The sequence below is a fragment of the Streptococcus sp. 3705 genome, from assembly GCF_013277145.1.
In the GTDB taxonomy this organism is placed as follows: domain Bacteria; phylum Bacillota; class Bacilli; order Lactobacillales; family Streptococcaceae; genus Streptococcus.
Genome location: NZ_VMMJ01000024.1, coordinates 17,657 through 35,278 on the forward strand (window position 1 = coordinate 17,657; position 17,622 = coordinate 35,278).

The window sequence follows — 17,622 nt, forward strand, 5'->3', positions numbered from 1 at the left end:
TTTTTGAAGTATGAATTCAGATGTAGAATCATTATTACGGTTCTCTAAAGCACCATTTACATAATCAAACTTCTTACCATTTTGATTCGGAGAATTATCAGATTGCTGATTAGCTACAATAATATTTTCCGCATCATCAGATACAACTATATTAGGATTGTGAGTAACTATGATTATTTGTCGATTCTTTTTAGTTTTTTGATGTATTTTGTCAATTCACTATATATTGCTCTGTTATCTAAACTATCTTCAGGCTGGTCAATTAATACGGGGATTTTACTATCTGAAAACTCTAATATTAATTTTAATACAATAAACGCTTTTTTACCAGGAGACATCTGCTCAAATTTATCACCTTGATATTCAATCTCAAAACTATATTCGTAAAAATTAGTAGTGAAGAAATGTTCAATATGACTGAATTTGTCCCTGTTTCCATTAAATACAAGACTATCCTCATAAAATACTGAATCGACAACTTCATCAAAAGAATCTATCATTTTTTTCTATAAAGTCTTGCTTCGAACGACCTCGAGCACTCACATAATCAAATTCAGTATCTAAATCAATTAAAGAGAAATTGACTGAAATCTTTAAATTATCTCCACTATCATCTTCAATTTTGAAATTATTCAACGATTCAGTTCTAATATTAGAGTATTCCTTATATTTCGAAATAATTTCTTCTTTTAACTTATTGAAGTTGTCCCTTTGTTTCTCAAATGTCTCAATTTTAGCTAAAATCTCACCTTCATTCTTGATTAATGAATATGTAAATCCCATTTTCTAAACTCTGAGCCTCTTTGAATCATTGAATACAAACCTTTATACATCAAATTATCTTATACAAAACCCTATAATTACTCGAATTTCCTACAGACTATGCTAAAATTTCAGACACTATCTTTTCACGCCAACCATTTTCTATTCTGTGAAGATCCATATCTGAAAAATCATCTAAACTATCAAAAATTCTCTGCTCATTAATCTTCTTATCCAAAATATTTATAATTTCTGGAATCGTTAAAGCGAATATATTTAACCCTTTTACACTACCTTTTGTTAATGTTCCATTCAACTGAATAAATGATGTAGCTCTAAAAATATTAACTACATTATCATCTACTTCATTAGCTACAAATATTGTTTGCAACGGTTTATTAGTAGATAATGCTAAATTTACAGAATGACGTATAACTGGCTCTAACTCACCACGTTTTTGAGTTGATTTATCCATTAATGTCGCTTCAAGTAAAAGCATTTTATCGCTATATTCAATCTCAATATCCCCTTTATTACCTCCAGCATGTGATAGTGGTAGGTTATCAGCAGAAAATGTTAACTGCATGGATTTTCTAAGTTGAAACCTCTTACCTGATATATAATACCATGCAATAGCCAATATATATTCGAAAATAGTAGGAACTAAAGCATTATCCGTAACAAGCTCTTGAACCTTCTTATCATTTCTTTGAGAAATGAAACTCAAAATTTCAGATACTTTAGTGATATCAAATTCCTGTTCAACAAATTCCCTAAATTCTCTTTCCTGTTTGTCTGCTACAAATTGTTTGATATTTGCAATATCAGGAATGCCAAACTCTTCTGCAATCTGATTTTGTATTTCTAAGACTTGCCTATTAGATAACTCTAAAATATCTGATAGGCAAATATCTTGATAAAAAGAACTTTTTATATTATTTTCATATTCTTCATAACTTTCTTCACCAGATATATTAAAATTATCATTTAGTAGAGAAAAAAGTTTAGGGAAAATCCAAGGCTGACCAAGCGATACAACTCCTTGATTAAAGCTGATTACTCCAGATAAAGAAAATATTCTTTTACACATATCACTGTATTCTTTAATCAAATCATTATGCTTAGACCATGCAAACGTATAATATATATCCAAATATTGACCTGATAGCAATGAATTATCACTGTTTTTAGTTATAAATTCTTGAATAGAATCTTTATTTTTATATTTGAAAACAGCCTTACCGTCTCCAAAAGCTTTCTTAATAGCATCTTGTTTAGAAAGACTCATCATTTCTTCTAATGACTGTTCTGTCTTTTCTTCTATAAATTTTATAATTGAAAGAACAAAACTTTTATATTCTAAACTCTTATTACTATTCTTTCGATTTGGAAAAAGTTTTTTGAAGTTTGCATCCGAAAAATCTTCAATTTCAAACATTTTGTGGGCTTCAGACACTCTTTCAGGGATCAATATATGATTAGCAAATTCTTCATCTCTATACTGTTCAAAAGTTTTATTGTTATCATAAACAGATTGGTAATTATTGATAATCGCTTTGATTTTTTCTTCTGAAAAGTTTGGCTTAATGCTTTCTACTATCCATAGAAAATCTTTAACAGGAACTTTACTATATCTGTTCAAAAAAGCAAGAGCAAAACGGAAATTATAGAAGTATTTATCAGAGTTGCTATCATATATACGAAGCTTCAATAATTGCCTAAAATAAACAAGATTATCAATTGTTAAACCAAAAAGTTCTTCTAATTTATCAAAAGCTTGCTCTGTTTCAAAAATATAATTCAACCCAACTTGAGATAATTTTCTGTCATAGTTAATAAAACCAATTTTCACAAGAGCATTTGTTAGAGTTCTCCCTCTTTTGTCTAAACCAGTTATTTCATTTCTATTCAAATTCCCAAAAAGGTTAATTCCATCCTCTGTTTCAACTTTTGCAAAATCACTTAAAACTGATGAATAAAAACTTGCTTGACTTTCATTGTTCCATTTCTGATTTGACTGATTATGCTTTTGAAGAGTTTTTAAAATCTGTTTGTAGATAGGGACAACTTCTTTAACACGAATACTCGTATCACCCATATTAAAAATGCTTGTTGACTCTTTTAGCCTCATATATCACCTTTCGAATTATAGTTTGTAATCAAGACTTCAACAGTATTACTCATTTTCGCCTTAGACTGATAATTACTATTATTGTAATGGTAATCTAATACATGTAAATTATACTTTGAAGCCCATTTCATCAATTCTTTATTTTCTTTATTGTTATGAATGACAACATTAGAAAGAGCAAAATAAGCTCCCTTATCGTTTATGCTATCTAAATACTTAAACAAATCCAAATCATCCTTTAATGTCCACGCACCATTTTCATTGTAAGCGGCAGTAGTAATGCGATAAGGAGGATCTGCATATACAAAATCTCCTTTATTTACTTGATTCATAGTTTTACGAAAATCACAAGATTGGATAACAAAATTGTAATTTTGTAAACCTTGAATGAACGTAATTAGTTTAGATTTCATATTAGCGTTAAAATCACGCTTACCTACAGGAAGATTGTACTCTCCTTTATTATTAAATCTTATTTGATTGTTAAAACCAAATACAATTAATAGATAAAATAACACTTCCTTATCAAATTTATTATAATTTTTCTTATTGTAGTCTTGACGAAGTTTTAGAAAAGCTTCTTTATTATACGCCCCCAGTCCTGTAGAGCTGTTTACACCGTAGTGAGCATAGCTATATTTCTGTGTGTTCGAAAGTTTATAAACTTCTATAGCTTTCTCTACTTTATCCAAAAATACCGTTACATCTTTTTGACTTCCCAAATATTTATAAAAATCAATTACTTCCTCACTTATATCATTGACGATATACTTTTTCGTTTTTGATTTATTAATATTAGCAAGATTAACTGCCACCGTTGCTCCACCAGAGAATAAATCAATAAAATTATTGTAGCTTTCAGGAAAAAGAGGTAATAACTGAGGAAGTAATTTATACTTTCCTCCAGTATAGTTAAGAGCGCTCTTAATTAACTTTTTTTCTTTTTTTTTCTCTGGAGAAATTATGCATAAATATAGCAATTCCTTGTGATTTTCAATTTTAGACTTACCAGTTGTGAAAGGTGAGAAATCAGTTTCAAATACTTGAACCTTACCTCGTTTTGATAAAATCTCAATTATTTCTTCGTTTGAAATCTTGGCATTTGAACGGGAATTACCTTTTTTATTCATATTGTTATAGCTAACCAATATATACTTAGCATTAATGTTTAGAATTAAATCTTCAAAAGCTTGAGGAGCTTTACTTTTTGTATAATCCGAGCCTTTTTCTGAACGATTGACTGCTTTTTTCGCTACACCTTCTACATCTGGTTTTTTCCATTCAGCAATATTTTCTAAAACATGGTAGGCATTTTCATAGCCACGGGAATTATATGGAGTATCAATATAAACAAGATCTGCATAAATTTCTTTAACTAATTTATTGGCATCTTTATTATAAATTTCATTCTGATTGTTTTCATTATACTCAGGGACTCTTAAATATATTTCCTTACAATAATCCATTTTTTTCCTATAAGCGTCATAATGACCTACAGTATTAGCCACTTTATCCATAGCATACAATAGACTGGTTAGTAACATGAAATATTCTCTCTGGTTACCAGATTTATATTTTTCAATTTCTTCACGAATTGAGTCAATCTTTCCAGCATTTTCTTCAGAAAAATATGCACCACCAAAATTCTTAGAAACATAACCCTTTTTAGGAGGTAAATTATTTAATTCATCAATTATATGAGAAACTTTATGAATGTCTACATTCTCATTCGAAAACCAAGTTTGAAAAGAAACGAAATTGCTATAGAGTATATCATTCACTATAACTTTTTTATTCTGTTTTCTAAATAAGTCTGCAACAACACCTGTCCCACCAAATATATCCGCTACACTATCGATACTTCCAATATTTTCTGACACTGTCTTTAATATGAAATCAAGCATCCTTTGTTTACTTCCAAGATAACGTCGATTTCCAATTTTTAATAACTCTCTATTTGAAACATGGTATTTTACAGGAGTTTCTTCCGAAATTACTCTCATAATCTCTTGTTCATTTTCTTCTTCCCATTCATAAGCAGAACGATTATTTTTTCGAGGTTGGGAAATTATTCCTTTTTGCATCCAATTATTCAATGTCTGTCTTGTTATACCATATTTATCGGCAATTTCTTGTGTTTTCAGCATCTAGGCATCCATCTCCTTTTACAGTAATGAGTATACCATATTTGAGAGGATTATCCAACCAATAGTCTTCGTGAAATTCGGTAAAATAAAGAAAAAGAGACTAGTACAAAACTAATCTCTATGTACATAACAATATAACTGCTGTATGAAATTTGGATATTATCCCTAATCTACCACACTAGGGAGCCAATCCAAGAAGATAGCTAGCTAAATTTGAAAAAGACATGAGCCTAGCCCCAAGTAATTTCCAATTGATAGCTGGCAAAGGGTTGTCCCTCTTGATTTTGTAGTTGATAATCTAAATGAATCTTTTGCCCATCAACTTCATAATGGCTCGTTTGGATGATAAACTCCTGCATGCCCATAGGTGTGGGAATATAGGCTAAACTATCACTATCCTTTAAAAAGCGCATAATGGTCTTGGGATTGGAAAATCGGCTCATCACAAGTTCTTGACCATGAAATTTAATAACCACTTTTTCCTTTTCCCCATTATAGAAAAGCAGGTAGCTATAATCTCCTTTTTCATGCACTTCCACGTCATAAAGCTGGTCAATCACTTCCAACTGCTCATCAAACTGAATCGTATTTCGCATCCTAATCTTCACATCAAGTCCTCTTTCTTGTCTCTTGTCCTACTATTTTACCAAAAACTCTAGCTTTTTGCTATAATGGTCATATGAACGAAAAAGTATTCCGTGACCCAGTTCACAACTACATCCATGTCGATAATCAAATCATCTATGACTTGATTAATACAAAAGAATTTCAGCGTTTGCGCCGGATCAAGCAACTGGGAACTTCCAGTTATACCTTCCACGGTGGGGAGCACAGCCGCTTCTCCCACTGTCTAGGGGTCTATGAAATTGCACGACGCATCACAGAGATTTTTGAAGAAAAATATCCAGAAGAATGGAATCCTGCCGAGTCCCTCTTGACCATGACCGCTGCTCTCCTACACGACCTTGGGCATGGTGCCTACTCCCATACTTTTGAACATCTCTTTGATACAGACCATGAAGCCATTACTCAGGAGATTATCCAAAGTCCTGAGACGGAAATTCATCAAGTCCTGCTACAAGTGGCACCTGATTTCCCAGAAAAGGTTGCCAGTGTCATTGACCATACCTATCCTAACAAGCAGGTCGTGCAACTCATTTCCAGTCAAATTGATGCAGACCGCATGGACTATCTCTTGCGTGACTCCTATTTTACGGGAGCATCTTATGGGGAATTTGACCTGACTCGCATCCTCCGAGTCATTCGTCCTGTCGCAAATGGTATCGCCTTTCAGCGCAATGGCATGCATGCTATCGAAGACTACGTCCTCAGTCGTTACCAGATGTACATGCAGGTTTATTTCCACCCAGCAACACGCGCTATGGAAGTTCTCCTGCAGAATCTCCTCAAACGCGCCAAGGAACTCTATCCTGAGGACAAGGACTTCTTTGCACGAACTTCTCCACACCTCCTGCCATTCTTTGAAAAAAATGTGACCTTGTCTGACTATCTAGCTCTGGATGATGGTGTGATGAATACCTACTTCCAACTCTGGATGACCAGTCCTGACAAGATTCTCGCAGATTTGTCGCAACGCTTTGTCAACCGCAAGGTCTTTAAATCCATTACCTTTTCACAAGAAGATCAAGACCAACTCGCTAGCATGAGAAAATTGGTTGAGGATATCGGCTTTGATCCCGACTACTACACTGCTATTCATAAGAACTTTGACCTCCCTTATGATATCTATCGTCCCGAATCTGAAAATCCACGGACACAGATTGAGATTTTACAAAAGAATGGAGAACTAGCCGAACTCTCTAGCCTGTCTCCTATTGTCCAATCCCTTGCTGGTAGCCGTCACGGAGATAATCGTTTTTATTTCCCGAAAGAAATGTTGGACCAAAACAGTATCTTCGCAAGCATTACCCAACAATTTCTACACTTGATTGAGAACGATCATTTTAACTCAAATAAAAACTAGAAGAGGAAATTTATGAGTATTAAACTAATCGCCGTCGATATTGACGGAACCCTAGTCAATAGCCAAAAGGAAATTACTCCTGAAGTCTTTTCTGCCATCCAAGATGCCAAAGAATCTGGTGTCAAAGTCGTCATTGCAACTGGCCGCCCTATCGCAGGTGTTGCCAAACTTCTGGACGACTTACAGTTGAGAGACGAGGGTGACTATGTTGTGACCTTCAATGGTGCCCTTGTCCAAGAAACTGCTACAGGGCATGAGATTATCAGCGAATCCTTGACTTATGAGGATTATCTTGATATGGAATTTCTCAGTCGTAAGCTCGGTGTCCACATGCACGCTATTACCAAGGACGGCATCTACACAGCCAATCGCAATATCGGAAAATACACAGTGCACGAATCAACCCTCGTCAGCATGCCAATTTTCTACCGTACACCTGAAGAAATGGCTGACAAAGAAATTGTCAAGTGTATGTTCATAGATGAGCCAGAAATCCTCGATGCTGCGATTGAAAAAATCCCAGCCGAATTTTACGAACGCTACTCTATCAACAAATCTGCTCCTTTCTACCTCGAACTCCTTAAAAAGAATGTTGACAAGGGTTCAGCCATTACTCACTTAGCTGAAAAACTCGGATTGACCAAAGATGAAACTATGGCGATCGGGGACGAAGAAAATGACCGTGCCATGCTGGAAGTCGTTGGCAACCCCGTTGTCATGGAAAATGGAAATCCAGAAATCAAAAAAATCGCCAAATACATCACTAAATCTAATGATGAATCTGGCGTTGCCCATGCCATCCGTACATGGGTACTGTAAAAGGGAAAAATATACGAAAACCGCTCAGCTGAGCGGTTTTTAGTATCTAATTACATGCCCCCTGCCGGAATCGAACCAGCAACTACTCCTTAGGAGGGAGTTGTTATATCCATTGAACTAAGGGAGCTAGATAAAAACTCTGCTAAATGAGCAGAGTTTTTTAGTCGAATTAACGACGGATTTCTTTGATACGAGCTGCCTTACCTTGAAGAGCACGCAAGTAGTACAATTTCGCACGACGTACTTTACCGTAACGAACAACTTCGATCTTTTCAACACGTGGAGTGTGGATTGGGAAGATACGCTCAACACCTACACCGTTAGAGATTTTACGAACTGTGTAGTTTTCAGAAATGCCAGCACCTTTACGTGCGATAACAACACCTTCAAAAATCTGGATACGTTCACGGTTACCTTCGACAACTTTCGCGTGTACACGAACAGTGTCACCAGGACGGAATGATGGGATATCAGTACGAAGTTGACCTTCAGTCAAGCTTTGGATTAATGGATTCATTTTATTCTCCTATCTTTGTCAATCTTGAGGAATCTTCCTCAGCGGATAAACTGTATTTTTGTGCGTCCATTACACACAAGATACAGTTTACCAAATTTCCACAAAAAAGTAAAGAAATTTATAGCAGAATTCCTAAAAAAATCGCAACTAAACCACCTAGGTAAGTCAAAGTCAGGTAAGAATAAAAAACCTTCTTATCACTTAGCAACCTTTGGAGTTCGTCATTCAAGGTCGAAAAAGTTGTCAAACCTCCGCAAAATCCTGTTGCTAGAATAGCATAGACTTCCTTAGACTCCACATGATTGTAGAATAATCCAATCAAAAAACACCCTAAAAGATTTGCTATAAGCGTTCCAAGTGGCAATTTAGAAGATTGATTATAGCGGGAAAAGAAATAGCGCACTAAAGCTCCGCAACCACAAGCAATTGCAAGATAGACCATTACCATTTCTTCCTCCCCAGACAATAGGCTAAGAGCAGGCCACCACCAATGCTTAAAATGAGATACAAGACTAAGCTAACATAGCGCCCTGTATCAAGCAGTTTTACAACATCAAGCATGAGACTGGAAAAGGTTGTTAGACCTCCGCAAAAACCTGTACCTAGTGCTAAAACCAAGCCCTTACTGGTTCCTTTATAGACCAGATAGCCCTTGACAAGATAAACCAAGCAGAAAATACCTAGATAGTTAACAAGAAGGGTTCCCCAAGGAAAATCTGGACTGGCTGGTAACCAAGTGGAAACTAGATAGCGGACAAGTCCGCCCAACATAGCAGCTAGAAAAATCCCTAGCGGATAAAATTGTTCTTTTTTCATTTGATATTTTTATCCTGATAATCACGCGAACGTTTGAGTATGTCCGAAAAAGTCGCGACAATAGTCTCCTGATAGCGCTTGTCCTCTACACGACTTCTAACCTTTTCAAAAATAACCGCTTCTCTCTTAGTATCTAAAATCGGTTTACCTGAAGCTTTCTTATAGGCAACTACACCCTCAACCAAATGCATTCGTTCTTCTAAGAGCTTGACGATTTGGTCGTCGATTTGATCAATTTCTTGACGAATACTATCTAAATCCATACAGTCTCCTCCTTTATTTGAATTATTGTATCAAAAAGCCACTAAATAGGCTAGTAAAATCCCAAGTCACGATAAGAAAAATGCACTGATTGATTGCATCAGCGCACGTTTATGCTTATCCTACTTTAGCAGCCAATTCTTCTGCGAATTGTTCTAAGCGTTCAATATCTTCCTCCTCGGCAGAAAGATCAACTTTAACACACTCTGAACCTTTTTCTGCTCCTGTTGACACAAAGACACGATCAAAGTCATCAACAGCCTTACAGAATTCATCGTAGAAGGTGTCACCTGAACCAACCACTCCGTAGATTTTACCATTCAAATTGAGATCAGCTAGGTCTTCGTAGAAGTCCATCATCTCATCTGGCAATTCTCCATCACCATAAGTATAGGTCGCAACGATAGCGATGTCTGCTTCCAAGAAGTCTGAAGCGTCAACAGTTGTACATTCATCAACATCGACATCCAAGCCCAAGTCACGTAATTTGTCTGCTACAATATCTGCAATTTCTTCGGTATTACCGGTCATACTGGCAAATACAATTTTTGCTAATGCCATATCGTCCTCCTCAATTTATCTTTCTCCATTATATCACATCTTTTTCATTTTAAAAATAAAAATTCTTGTGCTACAATGAAATGAGAAAGAATTGAGGTTATTTATGGACATTTGCCATCAAATTTTAGAAAAAATTAAAGAATACGACACGATTATCATTCATCGTCATATGAAACCAGACCCTGATGCCTTGGGAAGTCAGGTGGGATTGAAAGCTCTTCTCAAACATCATTTCCCAGAAAAAACCATCAAAGCAGTTGGTTTTGATGAACCAACTCTTACTTGGATGGCTGAGATGGATCTTGTTGAAGATAGTGCCTACCAGGGAGCACTTGTCATCGTCTGTGATACGGCGAATACTGCTCGTATTGATGATAAACGCTATATTCAAGGTGATTTTCTCATTAAAATTGACCACCATCCAAATGATGATGTATACGGTGACCTATCATGGGTGGATACTAGTTCAAGTAGCGCTAGTGAGATGATTACCTTATTTGCAGAAACAACTCAACTGTCCTTGTCAGATCGCGCTGCTGAGTTGCTCTTTGCAGGAATTGTTGGTGATACAGGTCGCTTCCTCTACCCTTCTACGACTGCACGAACTCTTCGCCTTGCTGCTTATTTGAGAGAACAGAACTTTGACTTTGCGGCTCTCACTCGCAAAATGGACACTATGAGTTACAAAATTGCTAAACTGCAAGGCTACATCTACGACCATCTGGAAGTGGATGAAAATGGTGCTGCTCGTGTTATCCTGAGTCAGGAAATCTTAAAACGATTCAATGTCACCGATGCTGAAACTGCAGCCATTGTCGGTGCACCTGGACGTATTGACAGCGTCAGTCTCTGGGGAGTTTTTGTGGAGCAGGCTGATGACCACTACCGCGTTCGCTTACGCAGTAAAATCCATCCTATCAATGAAATTGCCAAAGAACATGATGGTGGAGGCCACCCTCTGGCAAGCGGTGCTAATTCCTATAGCCTAGAAGAAAACGAAATCATCTACCAAAAGTTAAAAAACTTGCTTAAAAACTGATAAAATACTTGCCAAACTTTTCAGAATCTGATAGACTAGTAAGGTAACAATCTATGGCTCGCAAAGAGACCATGGCAGAAAGGAAATATTGCAAAATGAAAAAAGATATCCATCCAGAATATCGCCCAGTTGTCTTCATGGACACAACTACTGGTTACCAATTCCTTAGCGGTTCAACAAAACGCTCTAACGAAACAGTTGAGTTCGAAGGCGAAACTTACCCATTGATCCGTGTGGAAATTTCATCAGACTCACACCCATTCTACACTGGACGTCAAAAGTTCACTCAAGCAGATGGACGCGTGGATCGTTTCAACAAAAAATACGGTCTCAAATAATGATAGAAAGACAGCTTCGGCTGTTCTTTTTTATTTCTTGAAATCAACTGCTGTTTTCATATTCCAGACTCAAAAAAACTTTGCACTCTAGCTAACCATGCGATGGTTTCCAGAGTACAAAGTTTTTTATTAGACTTCCTGCGAAATTAGAATTCTAGTTCACAGTTGATAATTCCAGCAATCAAATTCATTCGTAATCCAAATCGTTTACGTCGATTTCGAGAGGTTGTTGAAAACATTTTAAACGTTTTTACTTTGGCAAAAATATTCTCAACCTTAATTCTCTCTTTAAATAGCATATGATTATAGGATTTATCTTCAAGAGTTAGTGGCTTAAGTTTGTTTGATTTCCTCAGAGTTTACGCTTGTGAATACATCTTCATGATCCCTTGATAACCACTGTCTGCTAAGATTTTACCAGCTTGTCCAATATTTCTGCGACTCATTTTGAACAATTTCATATCGTGGCAATCGTTACAGACAAAGGGAGCTTTATCGAGTAGAGGGCAAGAAAGGTTGTTAGAGGTAGAGTCTCTAATTTGTTTATTTCGTTTGACTTCTTTAGAAACAGTAGTCGGGTCTTTTAGAATAAGTTGCCCGATAGCTTTGAAGATTTCACCGCGCCCTAAGTCTAGTTGGATATCATTACGGTCTGAAAGGGTAAGGTATTTATATTTTGTCATAGTGGACCTCATTTCTAACTCAAACGTCTCATACTTAATTCCACCATAAGAATCCGTTTTAGACTAATTTCCACTTCGGCTAGCTAAATGGAAGTTACTTTGAGAAGTTACCCCAAGCACAATTCTTAGATTCTCTCAGAAAAAGATTAGACTTTTAACCCCAAAATTGATAAAATAGGAAAGAAAATAAGATAAAAGGAAACTGTAAATCACCATGATGAACATGCAAAACATGATGCGTCAAGCACAAAAACTTCAAAAACAAATGGAACAAAGCCAAGCTGAACTTGCAGCTATGCAATTTGTTGGCAAATCTGCTCAAGATCTTGTTCAAGCGACCTTAACTGGAGATAAGAAAGTTGTCAGCATTGACTTCAATCCAGCTGTCGTTGACCCAGAAGACCTCGAAACCCTTTCTGATATGACCGTTCAAGCCATCAACTCTGCTCTTAAACAAATCGATGAAACGACTAAGAAAAAATTAGGTGCTTTCGCCGGGAAATTGCCATTCTAATAAAAAAGGCTCTGTAATATTTATAGTGGGTAAATCCCTATGGATCTTATGGAGCCTATTTTTGTGTAGAAAAAAGCCCCATACGACCTATAATGAAAAGCGATCAAACAACTCATTAAAAAGAATCATATGGAACAACTACATTTTATCACAACTGCTTGATATTGAAAACTTTTTTCTCATACTAAGCCCTAGACGCTAAAATCGTTCTTAATCTTTTTTACCATTTGTTATTATATTCCTAAATCCCGGCTAAAGCAGTCCACCAGACTGTTCTACTTCAATACTTAATGCAAGTTGTAAGTCATGCCAAGCCATGAAGCAATTTAATCAAAGATTTCATGAGTACATAGTCATCAAACTCTGCTAATATCATAGTAGTAAACTATTGTATCGCCGACTTTTCGTATGTGCTTACCTACTAAAAAGATTATAGAGACACTCTTGAGTTGCTAAGAAGAATGAAAGTACCACTATAATCTCTTACAGTTTTACTTCTAAAGTAAGGTTTTGCGTACTCATTGAGAAGAATCTAAAGCTAGCCTATCCTCGCTTTCAGGCTTTTATTAGAATCTTTCTAAAGAAAGCATCACCGCCCTTCAACTACCCTATTCTAACGCCAAACTGGAAGCGACCAATAATCTCATCAAACTTATCAAACGCAATGCATTTGGTTTTCGAAACTTTGAAAATTTCAAAAAACGGATTTTTATCGCTCTGAACATTAAAAAAGAAAGGACGAAATTTGTCCTTTCTCGAGCTTAGCTTTTCTTCAACCCACTACAATTGACAAAGAGCCTTTAATTTTAAAGACTTTTTCCCAGCCTCTTTATATATCTGTCAATGGTGTTGCGGTATCTGGTGAGGTATCATAAACCTTAAAGTCCACTCCGACTCCCAGATCAGCTTGTGCTAGCTGATTGACCATGGTCATGTGAGCCAGCTCCTTGATATTGTTCTCTTTAGACAAATGTCCCAGGTAGATTTTCTTAGTGCGGTTTCCTAGCGTCCGAATCATGGCTTCAGCACCGTCCTCGTTAGAAAGGTGACCAAGATCCGATAGGATTCGTTGTTTGAGTCGCCAAGCGTAAGAACCTGCTCGCAAAATCTCTACATCATGATTGGACTCGATAAGATAACCATCTGCATTCTCGACAATCCCTGCCATACGGTCACTAACATAACCTGTATCTGTCAAAAGGACAAAACTCTTATCATCCTTCATAAAGCGATAGAACTGCGGTGCGACTGCATCATGGCTCACACCAAAACTCTCGATGTCGATATCTCCAAAGGTTTTGGTTTTGCCCATTTCAAAGATATGCTTTTGCGAAGAATCCACCTTGCCAAGATACTTGCTATTTTCCATAGCCTGCCAGGTCTTTTCATTGGCATACAAATCCATACCATACTTGCGAGCTAAAACACCTACTCCATGAATATGGTCAGAATGTTCATGCGTAATCAGGATAGCATCCAAATCTTCTGGCTTGCGATTAATTTCAGCAAGTAAGCTGGTAATTTTCTTGCCCGACAAGCCTGCATCCACTAAAAGTTTCTTTTTTGGGGTTTCCAGATAAAAGGAATTTCCACTGGATCCCGACGCTAAAATACTGTATTTAAAGCCTATTTCACTCATTCTGGTTTTCTATTTCGTCCTCCCATACTTCTTCTTTCACTGCATCCTTATCATAAGGGAGCACAATGGTAAAGGTTGATCCCTTACCATATTCACTCTTAGCCCAAATAAAGCCCTTATGTTGTTTGATAATCTCTTTAGCGATAGCTAGTCCTAAACCAGTACCACCTTGGGCACGACTTCTAGCACGATCCACACGATAAAAACGGTCAAAGATACGTGGTAAATCCTGCTTAGGAATGCCTAAACCATGGTCAGAAATGGATAAAATCATCTGGTCTTCAGTTGTCTTCATTCTGACAGTGATTTTACCCCCATCTGGCGAATACTTAATGGCATTATTTAAAATATTGTCGACAACCTGCGTCATCTTATCTGTATCAATTTCCATCCAGATAGAATTGATAGGATAATCCCTCACTAACTCATATTTTTTCTCCTTTTCCTGTCCTTTCATCTTGTCAAAACGATTGAGGATAAAAGTAATAAAGGCAGTGAAGTTAATCAGTTCCACATCCAAGTGACTAGTGGCGTTATCAATCCGTGAAAGATGAAGGAGGTCCGTCACCATGCGCATCATACGGTTGGTTTCGTCCAGAGACACCTTGATGAAGTCTGGTGCTACAGTTTCACACAAAGCTCCCTCATCCAAGGCTTCAAGATAGGATTTTACGCTAGTCAGAGGAGTCCGTAACTCATGGCTAACATTGGAAACAAAGAGTCTTCGTTCGCGTTCTTCCTTCTCCTGCTCCGTCGTATCATGCAAAACAGCCACCAAACCTGAAATAAAGCCAGACTCTCGACGTATCAAGGCAAAGCGAACTCGAAGGCTCAGATATTCGCCATTGATGTCTTGGGAATCTAGCAACAATTCTGGACTTTGGGTAATTAAATCACGCAATTCATAGTCTTCTTCTATCTTGAGCAATTCTAAAATGCTTCTATTCAGAACATCTTCTTTAACCAGCCCCAGTTGCTTCTTGGCTGTATCGTTAATCATGATAATCTGCCCCCGACGATTGGTCGCAAGAACCCCATCTGTCATATAAAAAAGAATACTATTTAGTCTCTTACTCTCTTGTTCTAGATTTTCCTGAGTGAGACGAATAACCTCCGACAAGTCATTCAAATTATTGGTAATATTGGTGATTTCAGACCCACCTTGCATATCAAGAACCTTGGAATAATCTCCTGCAATCAAATCTTTAACCTTTTGATTGATTTGCTTCAATCGAATATTATCACGTCTATTTTCCAGTAATAGAAGAGTCACAACAAGGATGAAACCTAACAAAATCAGGATAAAGATAAAATCTCTGGTAAAAATGGTTTGTTTCAGTAAATCAAGCATTATTTCTCATGTAATACCCTACACCACGGCGCGTCAAGATATACTCTGGTCGGCTAGGCGTATCTTCAATCTTCTCACGCAGACGTCGGACAGTCACATCAACTGTACGGACATCACCAAAATAGTCATAACCCCAGACAGTCTCAAGCAAGTGTTCGCGCGTAATGACTTGACCTGTATGCGATGCCAAATGATACAAAAGCTCAAACTCACGGTGGGTTAAGTCTAGTTCTTCGCCATATTTTTTAGCCACGTAGGCGTCTGGAACAATTTCTAAATCCCCAATTTGGATAGGTTGAGGTTTACTTTCTGCTTCCTGCCCATCTACTGGCATAGGTTGAGAACGACGCAACAAAGCTTTAACACGCGCCTGCAACTCACGATTTGAGAAGGGTTTGGTTACATAGTCATCTGCTCCAAGCTCTAAACCGATAACCTTATCAAATTCACTGTCTTTAGCCGACAGCATAATAATAGGTACACTACTTGTCTTGCGAATGGTCTTAGCAACTTCTAAACCATCAATTTCTGGAAGCATCAAATCCAGAATAATAATATCTGGCTGCTCTGCTTCAAATTGCTCTAACGCTTCACGACCGTTAAAAGCAGTTACAACCTCGTAACCTTCCTTGGTCATATTAAACTTGATAATATCCGAGATTGGTTTCTCATCATCTACAATTAGTATTTTTTTCATATGTTCACCTTTTTCTCTACTATTATACCAAAAAAATAACAAGAAGACACGATAGCTAGTCTTGGCTACTGTCTAAGTTGGCTTTTGCATAAGCCTGCCAGATTTTTTGTTGGGGTTTGGCAAGTGGGTAATTCTTGAACTCTTCTGGTGAAAGCCAGCGAACTTCCCTATCTGAAAAATCATGGTAGTCACTCACCTGACCTGTTACAATTTGAACATGCCATTTACGATGACTAAAGACATGCTTGACAGTCTCAAAATAAACATCAAACCAAGCAACATCTAGGTCATAGTCCTGCTGGAAACTCTCCTCTGGACTGGGGCCAAAGTTTACACTTTCTTCCGCAACCTGATGAAAGAGGTCAAACTGCTCTTCTTGCGAAAAATCATCAACTTCTACCAGTGGGAAATGCCAAAAACCTGCCAATAGCTTTTCGCTTTCATTTTTTTCAAGCAAAAATTGTCCCTGACTATTCTTTACCACCAAGGCTTTTAGATAAATAGGAACTGGCTTTTTCTTGGGAGCCTTAATTGGATAACGGTCCATGGTTCCATTCTGATATGCTGCACTGAAGTCCTTAACTGGGCTTTCTTCTGGTCTGGGATTTACAGGAGCCTCAATATCAGACCCTAAATCCATCAAAGCTTGATTAAAGTCGCCTGGACGATCCTGATCAATCAAGATTTCCATCATTGCCTGAAAAATTTTGCGATTACTTGGAATCCCAATATCATGGTTGACTTCGAACAGACGGGCCAAAACACGCATAACATTACCATCTACAGCTGGCTCAGGCAAATTAAAAGCGATACTGGAAATGGCTCCTGCTGTGTAAGGGCCAATCCCTTTCAAACTGGAAATTCCTTCATAGGTGTTTGGAAATTGGCCCCCAAAGTCAGTCATAATCTGCTGGGCTGCAGCCTGCATATTACGAACTCGAGAATAATAACCCAAACCTTCCCAAGCCTTCAACAAACGCTCTTCAGGCGCATTCGCCAAACTTTCCACTGTTGGAAACCAGTCCAAAAATCGTTCGTAATAAGGAATAACTGTATCCACCCTGGTCTGCTGGAGCATGATTTCAGATACCCAGATATGATAAGGATTTTTACTTCTACGCCAGGGTAAATCTCTTTTGTTTTCATCATACCAGTTGAGAAGTTTCTTACGAAAAGAAATGATCTTTTCCTCCGGCCACATGGCGATACCGTATTCTTTCAAATCTAACATATCTCTAGTATAACACAGAAGACTCTAACTGTCCTTTTCCCAGTATTAAAAAGCCTCTTCCCAAGTGAAAGAGGACTGATACTCAATGAAAATCAAAGAGCAAACTAGGAAGCTAGCCGCAGGTTGCTCAAA

At 37.2% G+C, this 17,622-nt stretch carries 19 protein-coding genes, 1 tRNA gene and 3 pseudogenes; 6 read left to right on the forward strand and 17 right to left on the reverse strand.

What is annotated here, in order from left to right; genetic code table 11:
* Positions 1 to 173 precede the first annotated feature (173 nt).
* The 5 genes from HT714_RS09790 to HT714_RS07500 form a co-directional block, all read right to left on the reverse strand.
* The gene (locus HT714_RS09790) at positions 174 to 500 is read right to left on the reverse strand and encodes a hypothetical protein (RefSeq protein WP_240148118.1); all 327 of its coding nucleotides are present in this window, start codon (positions 498 to 500) and stop codon (positions 174 to 176) included.
* Positions 484 to 783, reverse strand: a complete 300-nt coding sequence (locus tag HT714_RS09795) for a hypothetical protein (RefSeq protein WP_240148119.1) — start codon at positions 781 to 783, stop codon at positions 484 to 486. The genes HT714_RS09790 and HT714_RS09795 overlap by 17 nt, the downstream gene beginning before the upstream one ends.
* A 97-nt stretch (positions 784 to 880) precedes the next feature.
* The gene (locus HT714_RS07490) at positions 881 to 2,893 is read right to left on the reverse strand and encodes an AlwI family type II restriction endonuclease (protein ID WP_173226998.1); all 2,013 of its coding nucleotides are present in this window, start codon (positions 2,891 to 2,893) and stop codon (positions 881 to 883) included.
* Positions 2,890 to 5,040, reverse strand: a complete 2,151-nt coding sequence (locus HT714_RS07495; protein ID WP_173226996.1) for a Dam family site-specific DNA-(adenine-N6)-methyltransferase — start codon at positions 5,038 to 5,040, stop codon at positions 2,890 to 2,892. The genes HT714_RS07490 and HT714_RS07495 overlap by 4 nt, the downstream gene beginning before the upstream one ends.
* Before the next feature lie 230 nt (positions 5,041 to 5,270).
* A complete protein-coding gene (locus HT714_RS07500; RefSeq protein WP_173226994.1) occupies positions 5,271 to 5,648 on the reverse strand; it encodes a DUF1934 domain-containing protein in 378 nt (125 codons plus the stop codon).
* 71 nt (positions 5,649 to 5,719) lie between these two features.
* On the opposite strand from HT714_RS07500, the gene HT714_RS07505 reads away from it, so the two are divergent.
* Positions 5,720 to 7,024, forward strand: coding sequence for an HD domain-containing protein (locus HT714_RS07505; protein ID WP_173226992.1), 1,305 nt, complete (start codon positions 5,720 to 5,722; stop codon positions 7,022 to 7,024).
* Positions 7,025 to 7,036: 12 nt separating this feature from the next.
* Entirely contained in the window at positions 7,037 to 7,843 is an 807-nt protein-coding gene (gene yidA, locus HT714_RS07510; RefSeq protein WP_173226990.1) for a sugar-phosphatase, read from the forward strand.
* 55 nt (positions 7,844 to 7,898) lie between these two features.
* Here yidA and HT714_RS07515 read toward each other — a convergent pair.
* The 6 genes from HT714_RS07515 to HT714_RS07540 all read right to left on the reverse strand — a co-directional run bounded on the left by HT714_RS07515 (position 7,899) and on the right by HT714_RS07540 (position 9,998).
* Positions 7,899 to 7,970: transfer RNA gene (locus tag HT714_RS07515), tRNA-Arg, on the reverse strand.
* A gap of 42 nt (positions 7,971 to 8,012) precedes the next feature.
* Entirely contained in the window at positions 8,013 to 8,360 is a 348-nt protein-coding gene (rplS, locus tag HT714_RS07520; RefSeq protein WP_001068669.1) for a 50S ribosomal protein L19, read from the reverse strand.
* Between the two features lie 118 nt (positions 8,361 to 8,478).
* A complete protein-coding gene (crcB, locus tag HT714_RS07525) occupies positions 8,479 to 8,808 on the reverse strand; it encodes a fluoride efflux transporter CrcB (protein ID WP_173226988.1) in 330 nt (109 codons plus the stop codon).
* Positions 8,802 to 9,176, reverse strand: a complete 375-nt coding sequence (gene crcB, locus HT714_RS07530; RefSeq protein WP_173226986.1) for a fluoride efflux transporter CrcB — start codon at positions 9,174 to 9,176, stop codon at positions 8,802 to 8,804. The genes crcB (HT714_RS07525) and crcB (HT714_RS07530) overlap by 7 nt, the downstream gene beginning before the upstream one ends.
* Entirely contained in the window at positions 9,173 to 9,439 is a 267-nt protein-coding gene (locus HT714_RS07535; RefSeq protein ID WP_173226983.1) for a chorismate mutase, read from the reverse strand. Before HT714_RS07535 ends, crcB (HT714_RS07530) begins: the two co-directional genes overlap by 4 nt.
* A gap of 115 nt (positions 9,440 to 9,554) precedes the next feature.
* A complete protein-coding gene (locus HT714_RS07540) occupies positions 9,555 to 9,998 on the reverse strand; it encodes a flavodoxin (RefSeq protein ID WP_001162128.1) in 444 nt (147 codons plus the stop codon).
* A gap of 103 nt (positions 9,999 to 10,101) precedes the next feature.
* Between HT714_RS07540 and HT714_RS07545 the strand changes: the two genes are divergently transcribed.
* Positions 10,102 to 11,037, forward strand: a complete 936-nt coding sequence (locus HT714_RS07545; protein WP_173226981.1) for a bifunctional oligoribonuclease/PAP phosphatase NrnA — start codon at positions 10,102 to 10,104, stop codon at positions 11,035 to 11,037.
* Positions 11,038 to 11,132: 95 nt separating this feature from the next.
* On the forward strand, positions 11,133 to 11,375 hold the full coding sequence (locus tag HT714_RS07550; RefSeq protein ID WP_000710764.1) for a type B 50S ribosomal protein L31: 243 nt from the start codon (positions 11,133 to 11,135) through the stop codon (positions 11,373 to 11,375).
* Between the two features lie 146 nt (positions 11,376 to 11,521).
* Here the strand turns inward: HT714_RS07550 and HT714_RS07555 are convergent.
* Together HT714_RS07555 and HT714_RS07560 are read right to left on the reverse strand one after the other, a co-directional pair.
* Positions 11,522 to 11,842, reverse strand: a pseudogene (locus HT714_RS07555) (transposase); the annotation flags it as partial.
* 6 nt (positions 11,843 to 11,848) lie between these two features.
* Positions 11,849 to 12,058, reverse strand: a pseudogene (locus HT714_RS07560) (helix-turn-helix domain-containing protein); the annotation flags it as partial.
* A 214-nt stretch (positions 12,059 to 12,272) separates the two neighbouring features.
* Between HT714_RS07560 and HT714_RS07565 the strand changes: the two are divergent.
* Entirely contained in the window at positions 12,273 to 12,572 is a 300-nt protein-coding gene (locus tag HT714_RS07565; RefSeq protein ID WP_173226979.1) for a YbaB/EbfC family nucleoid-associated protein, read from the forward strand.
* 396 nt (positions 12,573 to 12,968) lie between these two features.
* Positions 12,969 to 13,337: pseudogene (locus HT714_RS09800) on the forward strand (transposase); the annotation flags it as partial.
* Between the two features lie 64 nt (positions 13,338 to 13,401).
* Here the strand turns inward: HT714_RS09800 and HT714_RS07575 are convergent.
* From HT714_RS07575 to mutY, 4 genes are read right to left on the reverse strand one after another with little or no spacing between them, the layout of a single operon-like run.
* Positions 13,402 to 14,211 carry an MBL fold metallo-hydrolase gene (locus tag HT714_RS07575; RefSeq protein ID WP_054384038.1) on the reverse strand — a complete coding sequence of 270 codons (810 nt, stop codon included), beginning with the start codon at positions 14,209 to 14,211 and terminating at the stop codon, positions 13,402 to 13,404.
* Positions 14,204 to 15,562 (reverse strand): cell wall metabolism sensor histidine kinase VicK, encoded by a 1,359-nt coding sequence (gene vicK / locus HT714_RS07580; RefSeq protein WP_173226977.1) that lies wholly within the window; start codon positions 15,560 to 15,562, stop codon positions 14,204 to 14,206. The genes HT714_RS07575 and vicK overlap by 8 nt, the downstream gene beginning before the upstream one ends.
* Positions 15,555 to 16,259, reverse strand: coding sequence for a response regulator YycF (gene yycF, locus HT714_RS07585; RefSeq protein WP_050223087.1), 705 nt, complete (start codon positions 16,257 to 16,259; stop codon positions 15,555 to 15,557). The genes vicK and yycF overlap by 8 nt, the downstream gene beginning before the upstream one ends.
* A gap of 55 nt (positions 16,260 to 16,314) precedes the next feature.
* Positions 16,315 to 17,490: an A/G-specific adenine glycosylase gene (gene mutY, locus HT714_RS07590; RefSeq protein ID WP_172934919.1), complete on the reverse strand. Its 1,176-nt coding sequence runs from the start codon at positions 17,488 to 17,490 to the stop codon at positions 16,315 to 16,317.
* Positions 17,491 to 17,622: the final 132 nt, after the last annotated feature.

Coding starts and splice junctions, on each gene's coding strand:
- HT714_RS09790 (WP_240148118.1), bottom strand. CDS start 500: ATGATAGATTCTTTTGATGAAGTTGTCGATTCAGTATTTTATGAGGAT.
- HT714_RS09795 (WP_240148119.1), bottom strand. CDS start 783: ATGGGATTTACATATTCATTAATCAAGAATGAAGGTGAGATTTTAGCT.
- HT714_RS07490 (WP_173226998.1), bottom strand. CDS start 2,893: ATGAGGCTAAAAGAGTCAACAAGCATTTTTAATATGGGTGATACGAGT.
- HT714_RS07495 (WP_173226996.1), bottom strand. CDS start 5,040: ATGCTGAAAACACAAGAAATTGCCGATAAATATGGTATAACAAGACAG.
- HT714_RS07505 (WP_173226992.1), top strand. CDS start 5,720: ATGAACGAAAAAGTATTCCGTGACCCAGTTCACAACTACATCCATGTC.
- yidA (WP_173226990.1), top strand. CDS start 7,037: ATGAGTATTAAACTAATCGCCGTCGATATTGACGGAACCCTAGTCAAT.
- rplS (WP_001068669.1), bottom strand. CDS start 8,360: ATGAATCCATTAATCCAAAGCTTGACTGAAGGTCAACTTCGTACTGAT.
- crcB (WP_173226988.1), bottom strand. CDS start 8,808: ATGGTAATGGTCTATCTTGCAATTGCTTGTGGTTGCGGAGCTTTAGTG.
- crcB (WP_173226986.1), bottom strand. CDS start 9,176: ATGAAAAAAGAACAATTTTATCCGCTAGGGATTTTTCTAGCTGCTATG.
- HT714_RS07535 (WP_173226983.1), bottom strand. CDS start 9,439: ATGGATTTAGATAGTATTCGTCAAGAAATTGATCAAATCGACGACCAA.
- HT714_RS07540 (WP_001162128.1), bottom strand. CDS start 9,998: ATGGCATTAGCAAAAATTGTATTTGCCAGTATGACCGGTAATACCGAA.
- HT714_RS07545 (WP_173226981.1), top strand. CDS start 10,102: ATGGACATTTGCCATCAAATTTTAGAAAAAATTAAAGAATACGACACG.
- HT714_RS07550 (WP_000710764.1), top strand. CDS start 11,133: ATGAAAAAAGATATCCATCCAGAATATCGCCCAGTTGTCTTCATGGAC.
- HT714_RS07565 (WP_173226979.1), top strand. CDS start 12,273: ATGATGAACATGCAAAACATGATGCGTCAAGCACAAAAACTTCAAAAA.
- HT714_RS07575 (WP_054384038.1), bottom strand. CDS start 14,211: ATGAGTGAAATAGGCTTTAAATACAGTATTTTAGCGTCGGGATCCAGT.
- vicK (WP_173226977.1), bottom strand. CDS start 15,562: ATGCTTGATTTACTGAAACAAACCATTTTTACCAGAGATTTTATCTTT.
- yycF (WP_050223087.1), bottom strand. CDS start 16,259: ATGAAAAAAATACTAATTGTAGATGATGAGAAACCAATCTCGGATATT.
- mutY (WP_172934919.1), bottom strand. CDS start 17,490: ATGTTAGATTTGAAAGAATACGGTATCGCCATGTGGCCGGAGGAAAAG.